The 17,275-nt window shown below is 70.1% G+C and carries 15 protein-coding genes and 2 tRNA genes; 6 read left to right on the top strand and 11 right to left on the bottom strand.

Annotated elements, in window-relative coordinates:
* Nucleotides 1–74 precede the first annotated feature (74 nt).
* The 4 genes from glxA to QOL88_RS14595 form a co-directional block, all read right to left on the bottom strand.
* Nucleotides 75–2,015, bottom strand: a complete 1,941-nt coding sequence (gene glxA / locus QOL88_RS14610) for a radical copper oxidase GlxA (RefSeq protein ID WP_097216856.1) — start codon at nucleotides 2,013–2,015, stop codon at nucleotides 75–77.
* Nucleotides 2,012–4,012 (bottom strand): glycosyltransferase family 2 protein, encoded by a 2,001-nt coding sequence (locus QOL88_RS14605; protein ID WP_097216855.1) that lies wholly within the window; start codon nucleotides 4,010–4,012, stop codon nucleotides 2,012–2,014. Before QOL88_RS14605 ends, glxA begins: the two co-directional genes overlap by 4 nt.
* Nucleotides 4,013–4,337: 325 nt before the next feature.
* On the bottom strand, nucleotides 4,338–5,051 hold the full coding sequence (locus QOL88_RS14600; protein WP_097216854.1) for a FadR/GntR family transcriptional regulator: 714 nt from the start codon (nucleotides 5,049–5,051) through the stop codon (nucleotides 4,338–4,340).
* A gap of 205 nt (nucleotides 5,052–5,256) precedes the next feature.
* A tRNA-Lys gene (locus QOL88_RS14595) sits at nucleotides 5,257–5,330 on the bottom strand.
* A 200-nt stretch (nucleotides 5,331–5,530) separates the two neighbouring features.
* Here QOL88_RS14595 and QOL88_RS14590 point away from each other — a divergent pair.
* From QOL88_RS14590 to QOL88_RS14570, 5 genes are all read left to right on the top strand, one after another.
* A complete protein-coding gene (locus QOL88_RS14590; RefSeq protein ID WP_097216853.1) occupies nucleotides 5,531–6,844 on the top strand; it encodes a peptidoglycan-binding protein in 1,314 nt (437 codons plus the stop codon).
* Between the two features lie 85 nt (nucleotides 6,845–6,929).
* Nucleotides 6,930–8,054: an SPFH domain-containing protein gene (locus QOL88_RS14585; RefSeq protein WP_097216852.1), complete on the top strand. Its 1,125-nt coding sequence runs from the start codon at nucleotides 6,930–6,932 to the stop codon at nucleotides 8,052–8,054.
* Nucleotides 8,055–8,155: 101 nt separating this feature from the next.
* Nucleotides 8,156–8,761, top strand: coding sequence for a lytic polysaccharide monooxygenase auxiliary activity family 9 protein (locus QOL88_RS14580; RefSeq protein WP_030837979.1), 606 nt, complete (start codon nucleotides 8,156–8,158; stop codon nucleotides 8,759–8,761).
* A 99-nt stretch (nucleotides 8,762–8,860) separates the two neighbouring features.
* Nucleotides 8,861–9,355, top strand: a complete 495-nt coding sequence (locus QOL88_RS14575; protein ID WP_097216851.1) for a DUF3592 domain-containing protein — start codon at nucleotides 8,861–8,863, stop codon at nucleotides 9,353–9,355.
* A 55-nt stretch (nucleotides 9,356–9,410) separates the two neighbouring features.
* Nucleotides 9,411–11,078, top strand: coding sequence for a long-chain-fatty-acid--CoA ligase (locus tag QOL88_RS14570; RefSeq protein ID WP_097216850.1), 1,668 nt, complete (start codon nucleotides 9,411–9,413; stop codon nucleotides 11,076–11,078).
* Here the strand turns inward: QOL88_RS14570 and QOL88_RS14565 are convergent.
* The 6 genes from QOL88_RS14565 to ehuB all read right to left on the bottom strand — a co-directional run bounded on the left by QOL88_RS14565 (nucleotide 11,044) and on the right by ehuB (nucleotide 15,281).
* Nucleotides 11,044–11,117 (bottom strand) — tRNA-Lys (locus tag QOL88_RS14565). The two genes, QOL88_RS14570 and QOL88_RS14565, sit on opposite strands and share 35 nt — an antisense overlap.
* Nucleotides 11,118–11,225: 108 nt before the next feature.
* Nucleotides 11,226–11,984 carry an IclR family transcriptional regulator gene (locus QOL88_RS14560; protein ID WP_097216849.1) on the bottom strand — a complete coding sequence of 253 codons (759 nt, stop codon included), beginning with the start codon at nucleotides 11,982–11,984 and terminating at the stop codon, nucleotides 11,226–11,228.
* A 208-nt stretch (nucleotides 11,985–12,192) separates the two neighbouring features.
* Nucleotides 12,193–12,990: an ectoine/hydroxyectoine ABC transporter ATP-binding protein EhuA gene (gene ehuA / locus QOL88_RS14555; RefSeq protein WP_097216848.1), complete on the bottom strand. Its 798-nt coding sequence runs from the start codon at nucleotides 12,988–12,990 to the stop codon at nucleotides 12,193–12,195.
* Nucleotides 12,980–13,630 (bottom strand): ectoine/hydroxyectoine ABC transporter permease subunit EhuD, encoded by a 651-nt coding sequence (ehuD, locus tag QOL88_RS14550; RefSeq protein WP_097216847.1) that lies wholly within the window; start codon nucleotides 13,628–13,630, stop codon nucleotides 12,980–12,982. Before ehuD ends, ehuA begins: the two co-directional genes overlap by 11 nt.
* Entirely contained in the window at nucleotides 13,627–14,343 is a 717-nt protein-coding gene (gene ehuC, locus QOL88_RS14545) for an ectoine/hydroxyectoine ABC transporter permease subunit EhuC (RefSeq protein WP_097216846.1), read from the bottom strand. Before ehuC ends, ehuD begins: the two co-directional genes overlap by 4 nt.
* Nucleotides 14,340–15,281 (bottom strand): ectoine/hydroxyectoine ABC transporter substrate-binding protein EhuB, encoded by a 942-nt coding sequence (gene ehuB, locus QOL88_RS14540; protein ID WP_257027772.1) that lies wholly within the window; start codon nucleotides 15,279–15,281, stop codon nucleotides 14,340–14,342. Before ehuB ends, ehuC begins: the two co-directional genes overlap by 4 nt.
* Nucleotides 15,282–15,388: 107 nt before the next feature.
* Here ehuB and QOL88_RS14535 point away from each other — a divergent pair, with 107 nt between their 5' ends.
* Complete coding sequence (locus QOL88_RS14535; RefSeq protein ID WP_179878864.1) at nucleotides 15,389–15,883, top strand: DUF3830 family protein; 495 nt, start codon at nucleotides 15,389–15,391, stop codon at nucleotides 15,881–15,883.
* Here the strand turns inward: QOL88_RS14535 and QOL88_RS14530 are convergent.
* Entirely contained in the window at nucleotides 15,864–17,273 is a 1,410-nt protein-coding gene (locus QOL88_RS14530; protein WP_097216844.1) for an amidase, read from the bottom strand. The genes QOL88_RS14535 and QOL88_RS14530 overlap by 20 nt on opposite strands.
* Between the last annotated feature and the right edge of the window lie 2 nt (nucleotides 17,274–17,275).

The following is a 17,275-nucleotide window of genomic DNA, read 5'->3' as shown; positions in this document are numbered from 1 at the left end:
GAAAGGGGCGCTCACCTCACGGAGAGCGCCCCTGGTCGTCTTCTTACGTGCCTGCTTCTACGGCACGCCTGCTTCTACGGCACCTTGACCCACTGCGCCTTGCTCGGGGTCCCGTCGGCGTCCGTCACGAACATCATGTACCAGCCCGCCTGGACCAGGTTCCGGTTCTCCGGCACGGTCACCGTCAGCTTGTCGCCCGAGGCCTTGAAGTCCAGGGCGATCGACCGCTGGTCCACGTCCGTGACATGCGTGGCGGCGCTCGGCCTGATCAGCCGGACCTTCTTGACCCGGGAGGCGTCCGAGGAGGTGAACGTCCCCGTGCCGCCGCGCTCGATGGTCTGCGGCCCGCCCGACAGTGAGGGCCGGTCCCCGTCGCCGTAGAGGTAGGGCGGCGTGTAGATCTCGATGCGCTGCTCGAACTCGCCCGGCTTGGTGTTGGCCTTGTCGGCGTAGAGCGAGTCGGAGCCGAAGAACATCACGCGGCCGTCGGGCAGCAGGATCGAACCGGAGTGGTAGTTGCGGCCCACGAGCGGGTCGGCGACGCGCTTGAGCTCGTTCTTCTCCGTGTCGTAGAGCCGCGCCTCGAGGATGTTGGAGTCGCCGCGGCCGCGGTAGTCCTCCGAACCGCCCGAGATCAGCACGTTGTCGTCGGGCAGGACCGAGGCGCTCGGGTAGCGCGTCCCCTTGTCCAGGGACGGGCCGTCCACGAAGCGCGGGTCCGCCTTCTTCAGGTCGACGATCCGGGTCTTCTCGCTGGACTTCTCGGACTCGCCGACACCGCCGCCGCCGACCACCATGTACTTCTCGTCCTGCGCCGGAGGCAGCAGCACCGTGCCGGACGTCTCCATCAGTGTGGGGTCGCTCAGGCCCGGTATCTTCGAGAACTTGTTGGTGTCGACGTCCCACACGCCCGGCTCACGGCCCACGTTGTCCGGCCCGTAGCCCGCGTTGGACCCCGAGTAGAAGATCTTGCCGTTCTGCATGAGGAACAGCGCCGGGTAGGTCGGGAACTGCCGGACCTTGCCGGTGTAGGCCCACTTCTTGGTCTTCGGGTCGAACACCTCGTTCTTGCCGGGGACCAACTGGCCGATGTCGTCGAGGCCGGAGACGCTGAGGATCTTCCCGTCGCTCAGGGTGGTGAGCGTCGGGTACCAGCGGGCCTCCTTCATCGGGTCGACCTTGATGTACTTCTCGGCTATCGGGTCGAACTCGAAGGCGTCCCGGATGCCCTGGAAGTCCTTCTTGTCGAGGGCGAGCTTCTGCGCGATGCCGTAGGTGTTCTTGGCAGCGGCACCCTTCAGGCCGTGCACGCGGTAGTTGTCCTGCGTGCCCGTCTCGTACCTCTTGCCCCGCTTCTGCGCCTCGACGTAGATCCGGCCGAGACCGGGGTCGTTGCGCAGGAACCTGCCGGTCGCCTTGTCGAAGACCTTCTTGGCGCGCGGCACGAGCACCGGGTCCTTGGAGACGAAGGTCTTGCCGTTCTTCTTGCCGGTGAACGTGGTGCCCGCGGGCAGGGTGATCGGCGCGTCCGGGTTCTCGTTGTGGACGATCATCAGGCCGCCGGCCTTCTTGACGTCACCCTGGAGCTTCTCGTAGCGCTTGGTGCCGCCCGCGATCAGCAGATTGCCGTTGGCGAGCTGGGTGTGGCCGGTGCAGAACAGGTCGGCCGGTGTGGGGACCTTCTTGATGGTGCCCTTGAGCGGGTCCCAGATCCGGGTGTCGAACTTCTTCGCGTCGAAGTTGTCCTGGTTGTTGCCCGACCCCGCGACGAGCAGCACCTTGCCGGTGCGCAGCAGCGCCGCGTGGATGGTGTTCTGCCGGTACTCCTCGGGGAAATCGACGATCTCCCACTTGCCGTTGGCGGCCTTGTACTCCGGCTTGTTGATCTTGTACTGGTGGTATTTCTCGGTGCTGAAGCGGTAGAGCCACGGCCCGTTCATCCCGGCCAGCGCGAGTACCACCGCCGTGCCGATCGCGAGTCGACGGGCCCGGCGGCGGCCTGCACGGTCGTTCATTCCTTACGTCCCCCAAGTCCACCAAGGGCGATCTGCATGGTCTGGTCGGATCCCCCGACCTCCCCGTGTGCGCCCGGGGTCGCGGCCCAAGTGGGCTTCTGCTGCGGGGTGTGCCCGGTCGGCTGCTGCGGGATGGGCAGCGGCTGGGTCCGGGGAGCTCCCGCAGGGTCCTGCGGCCGGTCCTCGGCAGAGGCGGCGGGCTTCTTCGCGTCCTGCCGCAGCTGCCAGCGCCAGGCGAACACCGGCGAGGCGGTGATCAGCAGCGCGAACGTCGCCCAGATGATCATCGCGGGGTGGGAGTGGCCGAAGGCGAAGCCGGCCGCGATCGACCCGCCGAAGATCGCGACGAAGTACCAGTGGTAGCGGAACGTGCCGAACCAGCGGTCCGGGCTCGCCGAGTCGCCCTTGGGCGTCACCACGAACTTGCTCTTGCGCCGCAGCACGGCGTCGAACAGCGCCTTGGCGTACAGCGGCGCCGACAGCGCGGACATCACCATGCCGGCCACACCGCCGGAGCCCTCCGGCTCGTGCGGCGAGACGTTGTGCCGGCGGTTCCAGACGTACAGGCCGATCTGCAGGGCGGAGGCGTTGCCGTAGAGCATCAGCCAGACCGCCGGGTCGATGTTCACACCCGAGGCACCCAGGCCCAGGAACAGGCAGCAGCTCAGCGCGGCCAGGATCCAGTTGAGGGCCGACATCGGGTAGAAGATGATCATCATCGTGTAGTTGAAGAGCTTGCTCGGCGGCAGCGAGTACCAGCCCTTCCAGTACTGCCCGATGATCGTCTCGTACGTGCCTCGCGACCAGCGCATCTGCTGGGTGAAGAAGTCCGTCCAGGCGCTCGGGCCCTCACCGACCGCGAGCACGTCCGGCGTGTACACCGAGCGCCACTTCCTGCCCGTCGCCGGGTTCTTGTGGCGGTGCATCTCGAAGCCGGTCGCCATGTCCTCGGTGATCGAGTCGTACAGACCGCCGATCTGCTTCAGTGCCTTGATGCGCACGGCGTTGGAGGTGCCGACGAACATCGGGGAGCCGTAGCGGTTACCGGCGCGCTGGATCAGCGCGTGGAAGAGGAACTGCTGCGACTCGGCGGCCTTGGTGATGGGGTTGTCGTAGTTGCCGTAGACCTGCGGGCCGATGACGAAGCCGACGTCCGGGTCGCGGAAGAAGCCGAGCATCCGCTCCAGGTAGTTGGGCAGCGGCACGTGGTCGGTGTCGACCGAGGCGAAGAAGTCGTAGGTGTCACCGTGCGCCTCGAGCCAGGCGTTGTAGTTGCCGTGCTTGGTCTTGGCGCGGTGCGGGCCCTTGGCCTGGTTCCACTTCGCGACGCCCTTGCGGGAGAAGTGGTGCACGCCGAGGCGCTCGCAGACCGCCTTCACGTCGGGGTCGTCGCCCTCGTCGAGCAGCCACACATGCATCAGGCCCCGGTGACGGATCCTGACGGCCGCCTCCAGGGTCTTCGTCACCATCTCCAGCGGCTCCTTGCCGGGCACGAAGGAGGTGAGGAAGGCCACTCTGGTGCCGGTCTCGGGCACCACCGGGATCGGGTCGCGGGCCACCAGCGTGGCGTGCGCGTTGGACAGCACGTTCATGCAGCGGAAGAACTCGATCAGGCCGATCGAGACGAGCATGACCATGTCGAGCGCGGGCAGCCAGTCGAAGGCGGGGTAGTCGCGCTCGGTCCAGTGCTCGGGCTGGAGCAGCCAGAACAGCAGCACCAGGGACAGCACCGGGGCGGCGGCCAGCATCAGGGCGACGCGGATGCGGTGCGGTTCCTGCGAGATGAGCGAGCGGTACTGCACCTTGTACGGCTTGTGCGGATCCGGCTGGGTGAGGGGACCCGCGAGCCGGCTGTAGTGCTCGTAGTCGTATCTCGGCAGCGTCTTCTTGATCCGTCGGAACGTCCCCGTGGTGCTCATCCGGTGCGACGGCACCCTGAGCTGGGTGGTCTGGGACGGGTCGTGGTCCTGCCGGGCACCCGTGGGCCTCGACGTCATGAGTCATCCCCCCACACGCGGACAACCGCGTGTTTCGTAGCTTCTTACCGTCTGCTCCAGGTCCCCCTCGACCTTCACAGACGTATCAGTGGTGGATCGCAGTCACCACGTCATCCACACCCTATAGACACGGCAACGCGACCTTCCGGTTGCATGATGCCCCCCTTGGCATCGGTTCATGATCGGGGCCCCTACCCCCCGCCCACGCCGCAACCGGTTCCGGATCCCCCCAACTGCCGCGAACGCGCGGCACCTTGTGCAACCAGAAGACCAGGGTTCTACGGCGTTCATCATGATCGCAAGGTGCGAACACGGTGATTACCGGTCAAACGCGTTCATTGTGGTGGGTGTGGGGACCCTGTGGAGCCGTTGTGGACAGGCGGGCGCGGATGTTGCCGAAGTGCTCTCTTATGGCCTCCTCCGCTCGCATCGAGTCCCCGGACCGCACCGCGTCGAGGATCTCCCGGTGCTGCCGGCAGGTCACCTTCGGGTCCTGCGGCTCGCCCCCGAGGTCCGTGCGGACCCGGTGGAAGGCGTCCCAGAACGCCTCCAGGACCTCGCACAGCAGCACGTTGTCCAGCCCCCGGTAGAGGGTGGCGTGGAAGGCCCGGTCGGTCTCGGCGAGCCCGGCTCCCCGTGCGGCCTGCTCTTCCATACGGTCGACGAGCGCGTCCAGTTCAACGAGGTCCGCTTCCGGTATCCGGCCGGCGAGCCGGGACGCGAGCCCCGTCTCCACCGCCTCCCTCAGCTCCAGCAGCTGGAGCAGGGAGTCCTCGCCCCGGTAGTGCCCGGCGACCGTGCGAAAGGCGAGGCCCTCGATCATCGGGGCCAGGGACATCGGGCCGACGTAGGTGCCGAAGCCGTGCCGGATCTCCACGATGCCCATCGCCTGGAGCGCCTTCAGCGCCTCCCGCACCGAGTTCCGGCTCGCGCCGAGGTACTCCATCAGCTCGGGCTCGGTCGGCAGCGGGGCCCCGGAGGCCAGCCGGCGGTCGATGATGAGCTTCTTGATCCGCTCCTGTAGGTCACGCGCTGCCATGGCGAGAGGGTATCCGGCCAATCGCGCGGTGGGCCGGGTTCCGGCCAGGGAGAGGTTCGGCCGGGCCTCTGTTCCCGGTCGGGGTGATGCCGAAGGGCGGGGGTGTGGGTGGCGGAGCCCCCACGGCGCGCGGCGGAGCCGAGCGGAAACGACGATGGCGGCTTGCGTTCGCGTTGTCCGCGAACACAAGCCGCCACCGGCACAGTGCGCCGCCAGGGACTCGAACCCCGGACCCGCTGATTAAGAGTCAGCTGCTCTAACCAACTGAGCTAGCGGCGCCTGCTGACGTCGTAACTCTACAGGACGTCCGAAGGTGCTCCGGACCACCTGCCCGGGCCCGGGAGGGGGCCCCACAGGGCGGCCGTGTACATCATTCGGACCGTCAGCATGCGCGTGCGGAAGACAGTTGCGAAACTGACGACGCGCGCCCTCCGGTGCACGGGCGCCGCATTTTCCGCCGGAAGTGTGAGGGGTATCGCATGGAGTCTCCGGTATTCGAGGAAATCGACCCCGCGAGCGACTGCGACTGCCCCGGCTGCGTCCACTGGCGCCGCGCCCTGCCGCATTCCTGGGCGGGCCGCGCCGGAGCCCATCCGGCCGCGCACCGGGCTCTCGCCCTGGCCGCCGTCGCCTCGGCCGCACTCGGCGCGGGCCATGCCGTCCCGGCCGCGGCCGCCCCGCACGCACCCCACCGACCGGGCATCCCCGCAGGTGACGAGCCCGACACGCCTCAGGGCGCCACGGCCCCGCTGCACGGCCCCGGAGGCCGTCCGGCCAAGCCCCCGGTCGCCCCCAAACCCACCGCCATCACCCGCACGGAGATCATCAACCGGGCCAAGACCTGGGTCGCCGCGAAAGTGCCCTACAGCATGAGTGCCTATTGGTCCGACGGTTACCGGCAGGACTGCTCCGGCTATGTCTCGATGGCCTGGAAGCTGCCCGGAAACGAATGGACGGGCAGCCTCGCGCAGTACGGGCAGAAGATTTCCAAGGAGGAACTCCAGCCGGGCGACATTCTGCTGTTCCACAATGCGTCCGACCCCGAGCAAGGCTCGCACGTCACCCTTTTCGGCGGCTGGACGGACGCCTCGCACACCTCCTACACCGCTTATGAGCAGACCCGCCCGCACACCCGCCGGCAGTCGACCCCGTACGCCTACTGGAACAACTCCGACCGGTACGTGCCCTACCGCTACAAGGGCGTCACCCTGGAGGAGCCGGTCCCCGGCAAGGACGGCGGCCAGCCGGGCGCCCCGGCCGCCACGCCGTACCCGGGAGCGGCGTATTTCGGCCCCGGCGCGAACAACAAGTACGTCACGCAGCTCGGCCGCATGCTCGTCGCGCGCGGGGCCGGCGGCTCCTACGCGTCGGGCCCCGGGCCGCGCTGGACCGACGCCGACCGGCGGGCGACCCGGGCGTTCCAGACGGCGCAGGGCTGGACCGGCGCGGAGGCCGACGGCCTGCCCGGCCCGCACACCTGGGAGCTGCTGGTCACCGGCAAGGGCAAGGACGTGAAGGACGGGGCGGTCGGCCCGCCGCCCGCCTCCCACGGCGTCCCCGGTTACCCGGGGCGGGCGATGTTCCGCCCCGGCGCGAACAACACCTACGTCACCCAGCTCGGCGAGCAGCTCGTACGGAAGGGGTTCGGCAGGTTCTACCGGGTCGGGCCGGGGCCGATCTGGAGCGAGGCGGACCGGCGGGCCGTCGAGGCCTTCCAGCGCACCCAGGGCTGGCGGGGCGGCGCGGCCGACGGCTACCCGGGGCCGGAGACCTGGCGCCGCCTCTTCTCGTAGGCCCCTCGGTCCGCCCTCGGCCCTTCCGGGCGGTCCCTCACCGACCACTGTTGTGACGCATCTGGCGCGGAGGCTGGAGGCACGCATGAGTACGACCACTTCCCACCCGTCCGAGCCCGACGGACCGGCCGACGGACCGTTCCGGCCCGCCCGGCTCATCCAGAACGAGGCCACCACCGAGATCCCCGTCCACCTGCTGTTCCGCGACGACCCCGAACCGGCGCCGGTGCCGCTGAAGCCGGCGGTCGTCGGCCGAAGGCAGGGCACGGGGGAGCAACCCCGCCTGCGACGCCCGGCGGTCGTCGCCCCGAAACGCCCGGTGCCGCAGGTCGATCCCGACCTGGCGGAACGGCCCGCGCGGGTGCTGCCCGGCGCGGTGGGCGTACTGGCCGGAGCCTGTGGCGCCGCCGGGTGCGTGGCGACCTCCTGGTGGGCAGGGGTGCTCCCGCCGCTCGTGGGGCAGGCGCTGCGGCTGCCCGGGTACGCCGGGGCCGGGCTCGGGCTCGCGCAGTGGGCGGCGTACGCCGGGGCCGGGGCGCTCGGGCTGTTCGGGCTCGGGGGGCTCGCCCGGGGCCGCACCGGGCGGGCCTGGGTGCTGGACCTGTTCGGCCGCTACCGCGGGACCGTCCGGCGTTCCGGCCTGCTGTGGGTGAATCCGCTGCTGCTGCGCCGCCGGGTGGACGTGCGGCTGCGGCACTGGCGCAGCGAACCCGTGCCCGCGGCCGACGGGAGCGGGGTCGCGCTGCGGGTGGTCGTCCTGGTGGTGTGGCGGGTGCGGGACACCGCCCGGGCCATGCTGGGCGTCGAGGACCACGAGGCGTATCTGCGCGAGTGCGTCGAGGCGGGACTGGCCCGGGTGCCGGTGGAGATGCCGGGCGGGCCGCGGGGAGCCGGGGACGCGGCGGGCGAGGCGCTGACGCGACTGGTGGCGGCGGACGCGGCCCCGGTCGGCCTGGAGGTGTTCTCCGTGCAGCCGGTGCGCGTGGAGTACGCCCCCGAGGTCGCCGCCGCGATGCACCGCCGCCGGATCGCCGCGCTGGACGCCCAGCACCGGGCGAGCGTGCTCACCTCGGTCGTGGACTCGGTGGAGGACACGGTGACCCGGCTGACCGTGCGGGGCCTGGTGGAACTCGACGACTACGAGCGCAAGGCGCTGGTGAAGGACCTGACGGTGGCGTTCTGCGCCGGCCGGGGTGAAACAGCCCCGTGATTGGTATGGACATGTTCAACAACCGCCCATAATCTCGAACTTGGTCTAGACCTACACGCACGGCTCACCGAACTTCCCCCACGTTCTCCAGGAGCGGCAGCATGCGTACAAGGACCAAGTTGTCCGCAGCCGCGGTGGGACTGGCCACGACCGGAGCCCTCGTGCTCTCCTCCGGCGGTGCCAGCGGCCACGGCTACACCGACCTCCCCATCAGCCGGCAGAAGCTCTGCCAGAACGGCACCGTGACCAACTGCGGCTCGATCCAGTGGGAGCCGCAGAGCGTCGAGGGCCCGAAGGGCTTCCCGGGCTCCGGCCCGGCCGACGGGCAGATATGCAACGCCGGGCTCGGCCACTTCAGCCAGCTCAGCGCACCGCGCACCCCGTCCGGCGGCGCCTGGCCCGCCACGAAGGTGACGGGCGGCCAGAACTACACGTTCCGCTGGCAGTTCACGGCCATGCACGCCACGACCGACTTCAAGTACTACGTCACCAAGCCCGGCTGGAACCAGAACCACAACCTGGCCCGGTCCGACCTCAACCTCACCCCGTTCTTCACGGTGCCCTACAACGGGCAGCGCCCGCCCTCCACGCTCTCCCACAGCGGCAGGCTGCCGACCGGGCTGAGCGGGCGTCACGTCATCGTGGCCGTATGGACGATCGCCGACACGGCCAACGCGTTCTACGCCTGCTCGGACGTGACCTTCTGAACCTCTGAGGTTCTCTTGAGTCACCGGTGCGGCCGGGGTGGGTAGGTTCCTCCCACGCCGGCCGCTCGGGTCCGGCGCATCTACCCCGGGGGATGCGCGATGGACGTGATCTTCTACGTCGTGCCCGGCCTCATCATGGTCCTGGCCCTCTTCATGGCCCACCGCGTCGTGCGGCGCTGGCTGCAGATCCGGGGCGCCTGGAACAGCGGCCTGACGGCCGAGGGCCGCTGCCTGCGGACCTTCACCACGGTCCACGGCGGCCACGGCGACACCTCGGTCCGCACCACCCTCCACCACGTCTACGAGTTCATCGCACACGACGGCCGGGTCATCCGCTTCGAGGAGGACGGCGGCCCCGCGACGACCGTCGAGGGCGACTACGTCACGGTCTACTACACCGACGGCCGCCAGGTCGTGGCCACGGCCCAGGCGCCCAGCCGGGCCAGGCAGGCGGTGAGCGCCCTCGGCATCCTGGCGTTCCTCGGTGTGATCGTCGTCTTCTGCGCCGGCTTCGTCACCGCGTACAGCCAGACCTTCGGCCCGTACGGCGACTTCGTCTTCAGCGTCGACAGCCAGACGTCCGTGACGCCGTGACCCGTGGCGCCGCGTCTCTCCACATCTGACGGGGCGTCAACTACCGTGCGCGCCTATGGACTCACGGGCGAGCACGGTCGCGGAACTCATCGCCGCCCGCTGGGGCGACCCCCGCCCCGGCCTGCGCTGCGAGGACCGGACGCTGACGCACCACGAGGTGGCGGCGGGCGCCGCGGCCCGCGCGGCACTCCTCACGGACCTCCTCACGCCGACCGCCGAACCCCACCTCGGCGTGCTGCTCGACAACACCCCCGAGTTCCCGCTGTGGCTCGGCGCGGCGGCCCTGGCCGGGGCCGCGGTCGCAGGGGTCAACCCCACCCGGCGCGGTCCCGAACTCGCCCGCGACATCCTCCACACCGAGTGCCGCGTCCTGATCACCGAGCGGGCCCACCTGCCGCTGCTGGCGGGCCTGGACCTGCCGGGCGTGCGCCTGCTGGTGACGGACACGGCGGAGTACACCGAGCTCCTCACCCGCTACGCGGACGCCCGCCCGGACCCCTCCCGCGCCACCCCGCGCGACCGCTTCCTGCTCTACTTCACCTCCGGCTCGACGGGCGCCCCCAAGGCCGCGCTCTGCTCCCAGGGCCGCCTGGCCGCCGCCGGGCGCTCCCTGGCGGCCCAGTTCTCCCTGTCCCCCGACGACGTCCACTACGTCTGCATGCCGATGTTCCACGGCAACGCGGTGATCGCCGACTGGGCACCCGCGCTGGTGACCGGTGCGACGGTGGCGCTGCGCCGCCGCTTCTCGGCATCCGGCTTCCTGCCGGACGTGCGCCGGTACCGGGCGACGTACTTCACGTACGTGGGCCGGGCGATCCAGTACGTCCTCGCGACCGCGCCGCGAGCGGACGACCGGGACACCCCCCTCCGTCTGGGCTTCGGCACGGAGGCGGGAGCGGCGGACGCGGCGGCCTTCGAGCGGCGGTTCGGGGTGCGGCTGGTGGAGGGCTACGGTTCGTCGGAGGGCGGGGCGGCGATCCCCTGGTCGCCGGGCACCCCGCCGGGCGCGGTCGGTCGGGCGGCGCCCGGGCTCGTCGTCCTCGACCCGGAGACCCGCGAGGAGTGCCCGGCGGGAGTCTTCGACGGGGCGGGGCGGCTGCTCAACGGGGACGAGGCGATCGGCGAACTGGTCAACCGCGGCCCCAGCCCCTTCGAGGGCTACTGGCGCAATCCCCGGGCGGAGGCGGAACGCCGCAGATGGGGAGGCTGGTACTGGACGGGCGACCTCTTCTACCGCGACACCGACGGCTACCTCTACTTTGCGGGACGCACCGACGACCGCCTCCGCGTGGACGGGGAGAACCTGGCGGCCGCGATGATCGAGAACATCCTGGCCCGCTACGAGGGTGCGGAGGCGGTGTGCGTGTACGCCGTACCGGATCCGGTCACCGGCGACCAGGTCATGGCCACGCTCGCCGGCACCTTCGACCCGCTCTCCTTCGCGGAGTTCCTGCTCGCCCAGCCGGACCTGGGGACGAAGATGGCGCCCCGGTTCGTGCGGGTGGTGGAGCGGATGCCGGTGACGGCCACCCACAAGATCCGCCGGGCGGAGCTGCGCGGGGAGGCCCTCCGCTGCCCGGACCCGGTGTGGTGGCGGAGGCCGGGGGAGTGCACGTACCGCAGGCTGACCGACGGCGATCTCGAAAACGCCGAGGGGCCTCTCGCTCCCACGAGAGGCCCCTCATCCGTGCGCCGCCAGGGACTCGAACCCCGGACCCGCTGATTAAGAGTCAGCTGCTCTAACCAACTGAGCTAGCGGCGCATGACTCCCGCCGGCCGCTGGAACTGTGTTCCGCGGCGGGCGACGGAGAAAATACTACCCAATGCCGAGGGGTGCTCCGGACCACCCGAGCGAGGGCTGCGACAGGTCTTAGATCGCCATGGAGAGCAGCACCGGGGCCGCGTGGCGGTTGAGGGCGTCGGCGGCCTGGCGCAGGCGGTGGGCGTGCTCGAGCGGGAGGGACAGGGCGAGGCAGCCCACGGAGGAGCCGGCCGTGACCGGGACGGCCGCGCAGACCGTGCCGACCGCGTACTCCTGGAGGTCCAGGACGGGCACCGTGGGCGGCTGTGCCTCCAGGCGGGAGAGCAGGAGCCGGTCGCTGGTGATGGTGCGCGAGGTGAGGCGGGCCATCTTGTGCCGGGCGAGGTGGTCGCGGCGCCCGGCGTGGTCGAGCTGGGTGAGCAGGCTCTTGCCGATGGCCGTGGCGTGGGCCGAGGAGCGGAAGTCGACCCACTCGTTGACCTTGGGCGCGGCCGGGCTGTCGGCGTACTGGGTGATGCTGATCTCGCCGTCGACGTACCGGCTCATGTAGACGGCGGCGCCGACCGAGTCGCGCAGCCGGTCGAGGGTGCGCTGGAGCTTGTCGCGCAGGGCCTGCTCGCGGTGCTGGGCGGAGCCGAGGCGGGCCAGGGTCTCGCCCGTGACGTACGCGCCCTCGGCGATCTGCTCCACGTAGCCCTCGCGGCGCAGCATGCGCAGGAGCGCGGTCAGCCGCTCCGGCGTGATGCCGGTGTGCCGGGATATCTCGGCGTCGGTGACACCGCTGGAACCGCGCGCCACCGTCTCCAGGACGCGCAGGGCTTCCTGGGCCGAGTGGTACGGGGTGGTCGGCTCGTGCTTCAGCGCCACGGTGGTCTCCCCCTGCGCTTGCTGTAGGGCCGTAATCCGGTCAGTGAACCTCTTCCAGGTTAACCGGCAAAGGGCTTGCGGGGAGCGGGGGTTGACAAGATTCCAGGGGCCCCGGACTGGGGCAATGACACTCTGGCATATGCCAGAAGCATGCCCCAGTCCTCCCTCGCGCGAGGGGTCGAATGTTGTGCCTGGTCACGGGCCGTAGTCACAGCACTGCGCTGAGGAACTCCCGTGTCCGGTCCAGTTCCGGGTCGCTGAAGATCTTCTCCGGCGATCCCGACTCGATGATCCGGCCCGAATCGAACATCAGCACCTGGTCGGAGATGTCCCGGGCGAAATTCATCTCGTGGGTCACGCAGAGCATCGTGATGTCCGTGGAGCGGGCGATGTCCCTGAGGACGTCGAGGACGCCCGCGACCAGCTCGGGGTCGAGCGCGGAGGTCACCTCGTCCAGGAGCAGCACCTGCGGGCGCATCGCCAGGGCCCGGGCGATCGCCACCCGCTGCTGCTGGCCGCCGGAGAGCTGGGCCGGGTGCGCGTCACACTTGTCGGCCAGGCCCACCATGTCCAGCAGGCCCTTGGCCCGCTCCACCGCCTCGTCCTTCGACATGCCGAGGACGGTTACCGGCGCCTCGGTGATGTTCCGCAGCACCGTCATGTTCGGGAACAGGTTGAACTGCTGGAAGACCATCCCGATCTTCTTGCGGACCTCGCGGACCTGCTTGTCGGAGGCCGGGAACAGCTGCTGCCCGTCGACCGTGATCGTGCCCTCGTCGGGCTTGAGCAGGGTCATCAGCAGCCGCAGGATCGTCGTCTTGCCGGATCCGGACGGCCCGATCAGGGTGACGTGCTTGCCGGCGTCGACGGAGAAGTCCAGGTGGTCCAGGACCGTGTTGCTCCCGAACCGCTTGGTGACCTGCTCCAGCCGGATCAGCTCGCCGGTGCTCTGGGCGGGGTTCTTCTCGGGATCGGTCCCGGGATTGGGGAGAGTGTCAGTGGGCAAGGCGTCGCTCCAGGGCTCGCAGGGCAAGGGAGGCCAGGTAGGAAATGACGATGAAGGCCACGCCGATCACCGTCAGCGGCTCGGTGAACTGGAAGTGCTCCTGCGAGTACAGGCGCGCCTGGCCGAGCATCTCCAGCACCGTGATCGCCATGACCATCGGAGTGTCCTTGAGCATGGAGATGACGTAGTTTCCGAGCGCGGGGACGACCCGGCGCACGGCCTGCGGCAGGATCACCGCGGACCACGTCCGGTGCAGCGGCAGGTTCAGTGCCGTCGCCGCCTCCCACTGGCCGACCGGCACGGCCTCGATACCGGCCCGGTAGACCTGCATCGTGTACGTCGAGTAGTGCAGCCCGATCGCGAAGACGCCGGTCGTCAGCGCCGAGAAGGTCAGGCCCCACTCGGGCAGTACGTAGAAGAGGAAGAACAGCTGCACCAGCAGCGGGGTGTTGCGGACGAACTCCGTGACCACGCCGACCGGCCAGGTCACCCAGCGCGAGGGCATCCGCATCAGCAGCGCCCACACCAGGCCCAGCGCGAACGAGATCAGCGAACCGAGGGCCAGGATCTGCACGGTGACCAGCAGACCGTCCCAGAAGTACGGCATGAAGCCGCTGACAGCGCTCCAGTCCCACTTCATGCGACTGCACCTCCCACACCGGTGGTCTGCGGACGGTCCAGCTCCTGGTCGGGCGTGCTCCCGACGGCCTTGCCCGTGCCGGCCTTGAGTTTGCGCTCCAGGCCGCGCATGCCGCGGGTCAGTGCGAAGGCGATCACGAAGTAGATCAGCAGCACGATCGTGTAGATCTCCGCGCTCTCCTGGAGTGCCAGGCGCACCAGGTTGCCGCTGAACGCCAGGTCACCCATGCCCATGATGGACACCAGGGCGGTGCCCTTGAGCAGTTCGACCAGCAGGTTGGAGAACGGCGGAATCATCTCCGGCACGGCCTGCGGCAGCAGGATCAGCCGCAGCCGCTGCCAGGGCGTGAAGCTGAGGGCGATCCCGCCCTCCTTCTGCGCCGGGTCCACCGCGTTCAGCGCGCCGCGCACGATCTCGGAGCCGTACGCCCCGTAGGTCAGGCCGAGCGCGAGGGTGCCCGCCCACAACGGCACCAGCTGCCAGCCGAAGGCGATGGGCAGCACGAAGTACACCCAGAAGATCATCACCAGCGCCGACGTGCCGCGGAACACCTCGGTGTAGACGCCCGCGAGGAAGCGGACGATCCACAGCCGGTGGGTGCGCGCCACGCCGACGACGAAGGACACCGCGGCGCCCAGCAGGGCGCTGCAGACGAGGAGCTGGATCGTGACCCAGACACCCTTGAGTACGAGTTCCCAGAGTCCCGAGGTCATCCGCCGCAGAGCTCCTTCGCGGTCATGTCCGTCATCTCGGCCTTGGTGAAACCGAAAGGCCGCAGGATGCGGAACAGTTCGCCGCTCTTCTTGAGCTTGCGCAGCTCCACGTTGAAGGCGTCGCGCAGGTTCGTCTCGGTCGGCCGGAACGCGAAGGCGCCTCCGTCGACATGCGGTTTGCCGCCCACGATCGGTGTGAAGGGCTTGGTCGCCTCCGCCTTGGCGGACTTCTTCACCACCTCACGGGTGGTCAGCGCCGTACCGGCGAACACGTCCACGCGCCCCGCCTCGACCGCGTTCAGACCCGCGACCTGGTCCGGGACGATCAGGATCTCGCTCTCCTCGTACCCCGCCTCGACGGCGTACTGGATCTCGGCGTAGCCGGTCCCGGTGGCGAACTTGGCCTTCTTCGCGACGACGTCCTTGTAGCTGTGCAGCCCCTTCGGGTTGCCCTTGCGCACGATGAACGAGTCGAGCATCTGGTAGTCGGGGTCGGCGAAGATGACCTGCTCGCAGCGCTCGGGGTTGACGTACATCCCGGCGGCCACGACATCGAACTGCTGGGAGTTCAGGCCCGGGATGAGCGAGCCGAACTCGGTCGGAACGGGCTGCACCCGGTCGACGCCGAGCCGCTTGAAGATCACCTTGGCCAGTTCCGGCGCCTCGCCGGTCAGTTCGCCGTTCTTGTCGATGAAGCCGAACGGGATCTCGCCCGCGATGCCGAGGCGGACGACGCCCGCCGCACGGAGCCGGTCGAGCAGATCGCCGCCCTTGACGTCCGACGCGGTGGCGACCCTGCTGCATCCGGCGGCGCCCAGCGCGCCGAGCGCCGCGACCCCCGCGAGCAGCGACCGGCGTGCGGGCCCGGAGGAGGGCCCGGATATGGGTTCGGGACTTCGTGTGGTGCTTCTGTGTGGGCTTCTCTGTGGTGGAGCCATGGGCGCGCAGCTACCCGACCGCCTCCGAGTTATTCCGGTCTTTTCAAGCCCCGCACTTACCCCGTGCGCTCTTGACCTGAGCGGCGGTGGGCACTCCCATGGAGGGCATGGCTGATCGCTACATCGAAGTCTCGCTGGTCAAGCGCGACGTGACCTGCACGGCCAGGCTGCTGGACGACCGCGCGCCCATCACCTGCGCGGCCGTCTGGGATTCCCTCCCGCTGGCCGGCGACGTCTACCACGCGAAGTACGCACGCAACGAGATCTACGCCCTTTTCCCGCCTTTCGCCCAAACCGAGCCACCACTGGAAAACCCGACCATCACCCCCATTCCCGGCGATCTGTGCTATTTCACCTTCGCCGGGGCGGAGCTGGGGACCAAGTCCTACGGCTACGACCGCGAGGTCCGCGCCGGGACCACGCTCGTCGACCTGGCCCTGTTCTACGAGCGCAACAACCTGCTGCTGAACGGCGATGTCGGCTGGGTCCCCGGCATCGTCTGGGGCCAGGTCGTCGACGGCCTGGAGACCATGGCCGAGGCGTGCAACGACCTGTGGAGGTCGGGAGCGGCGGGGGAGTCGCTCAGCTTCCGGAGGGCCTAGGCCGGCCGGCGGAAGCCACCCCGGCCTCGTACAGCGCGTGGGCCGCCCGCAGCACCAGATCGTCCCGGTGCCGGGCGGCCACGAGCTGCAGCCCGATCGGCAGACCGTCCGCGTCGGCGCCGACCGGCACGCTCGCCGCGGGCTGCTGCGTCATGTTGAACGGGTAGGTGAACGGGGTCCAGCCGGTCCACCGCCGATGGCCGGATCCCTTCGGCACCTCGGCGCCCGCCTCGAACGCCGTGAGCGGCATGGTCGGCGTGACGAGCAGGTCGTAGGCGTCGTGGAAGCGGCCCATCCGGCGTCCCAGGTCCATCCGCACGTCCACCGCGGCCAGATACTCCAGTGCTGAATAGCGGGCCCCCTGCGCGCAGATCTCCCGCAGGCCCGGGTCCAGCAACTCCCGCTGGTGCGGGCCCAGGTGCTGCGTCACCCGGGCCGCCCCGCTGAACCACAGGGTGTGGAAGGCCTCCACCGGGTCGGTCAGATCCGGGTCGCTCTCCGTGACGTACGCGCCCAGCTCCGCCAGCCGCTCCACCGCCCGCCGCACCGCCCTCGCGACCGCCGGCTGCACCGCGACCTGCCCGCCCAGCGACGGCGAGTACGCCACCCGCAGCCCGCGCACCCCGCCCGCCAGACCGTCCGTGTACGGACCGGCCGGAGCGGACAGCGCCGACCAGTCGCGCGAGTCCGGGTGGCCGATGACGTCCATCAGCAGCGCCGCGTCGGCCGCGTCCCGGGTCATCGGCCCGACGTGCGCCAGCGTGCCGAACGCGCTGGCCGGGTAGAGCGGCACCCGCCCGTACGTCGGTTTCAGCGCGAAGATCCCGCAGAACGACGCCGGGATGCGGACGCTGCCGCCACCGTCCGTGCCCAGCGACAGCGGTCCCGCGCCGAGCGCCACGGCCGCCGCACTGCCGCCGCTGGACCCGCCCGCGGTGCGCGAGGGGTCGCACGGGTTGCGGGTGATCCCGCTGAGCGGTGAGTCCGTCACGCCCTTCCAGCCGAACTCGGGCGTCGTCGCCTTGCCGATGAACACCGCCCCGTGCTCGCGCAGCCGGGCCACGGACGGCGCGTCCTCGTCCCACCGCCCCGCCGGATCCACGGCCCTCGACCCGCGCAGGGTCGGCGCCCCGCGCTGCAGCAGGATGTCCTTGACGGTGACCGGCACCCCGTCGAGCAGACCCCGTGGCTCACCGCGCCGCCATCGCTCCTCGGACTCCCGGGCCTGCTCCAGAGCCTCTTCGGCGGTCAGCCGGACGAAGGCGTTCACCTCCGGCTGGATCGCCTCGGCCCGCTCCAGCGCCGCCCGTGTCGCCTCCACGGGCCCCCACTCGCCCTTGCGGTAGCCGTCGAGGAGCCGTACGGCGGTCAGCTCGGTGAGCTCGGTCATGC

The organism is Streptomyces sp. Ag82_O1-12 (assembly GCF_900182715.1).
Taxonomy (GTDB): domain Bacteria; phylum Actinomycetota; class Actinomycetes; order Streptomycetales; family Streptomycetaceae; genus Streptomyces; species Streptomyces massasporeus.
Note: the sequence above shows the minus strand (reverse complement) of the source record. Positions and strands in the feature narration are given on the sequence as shown.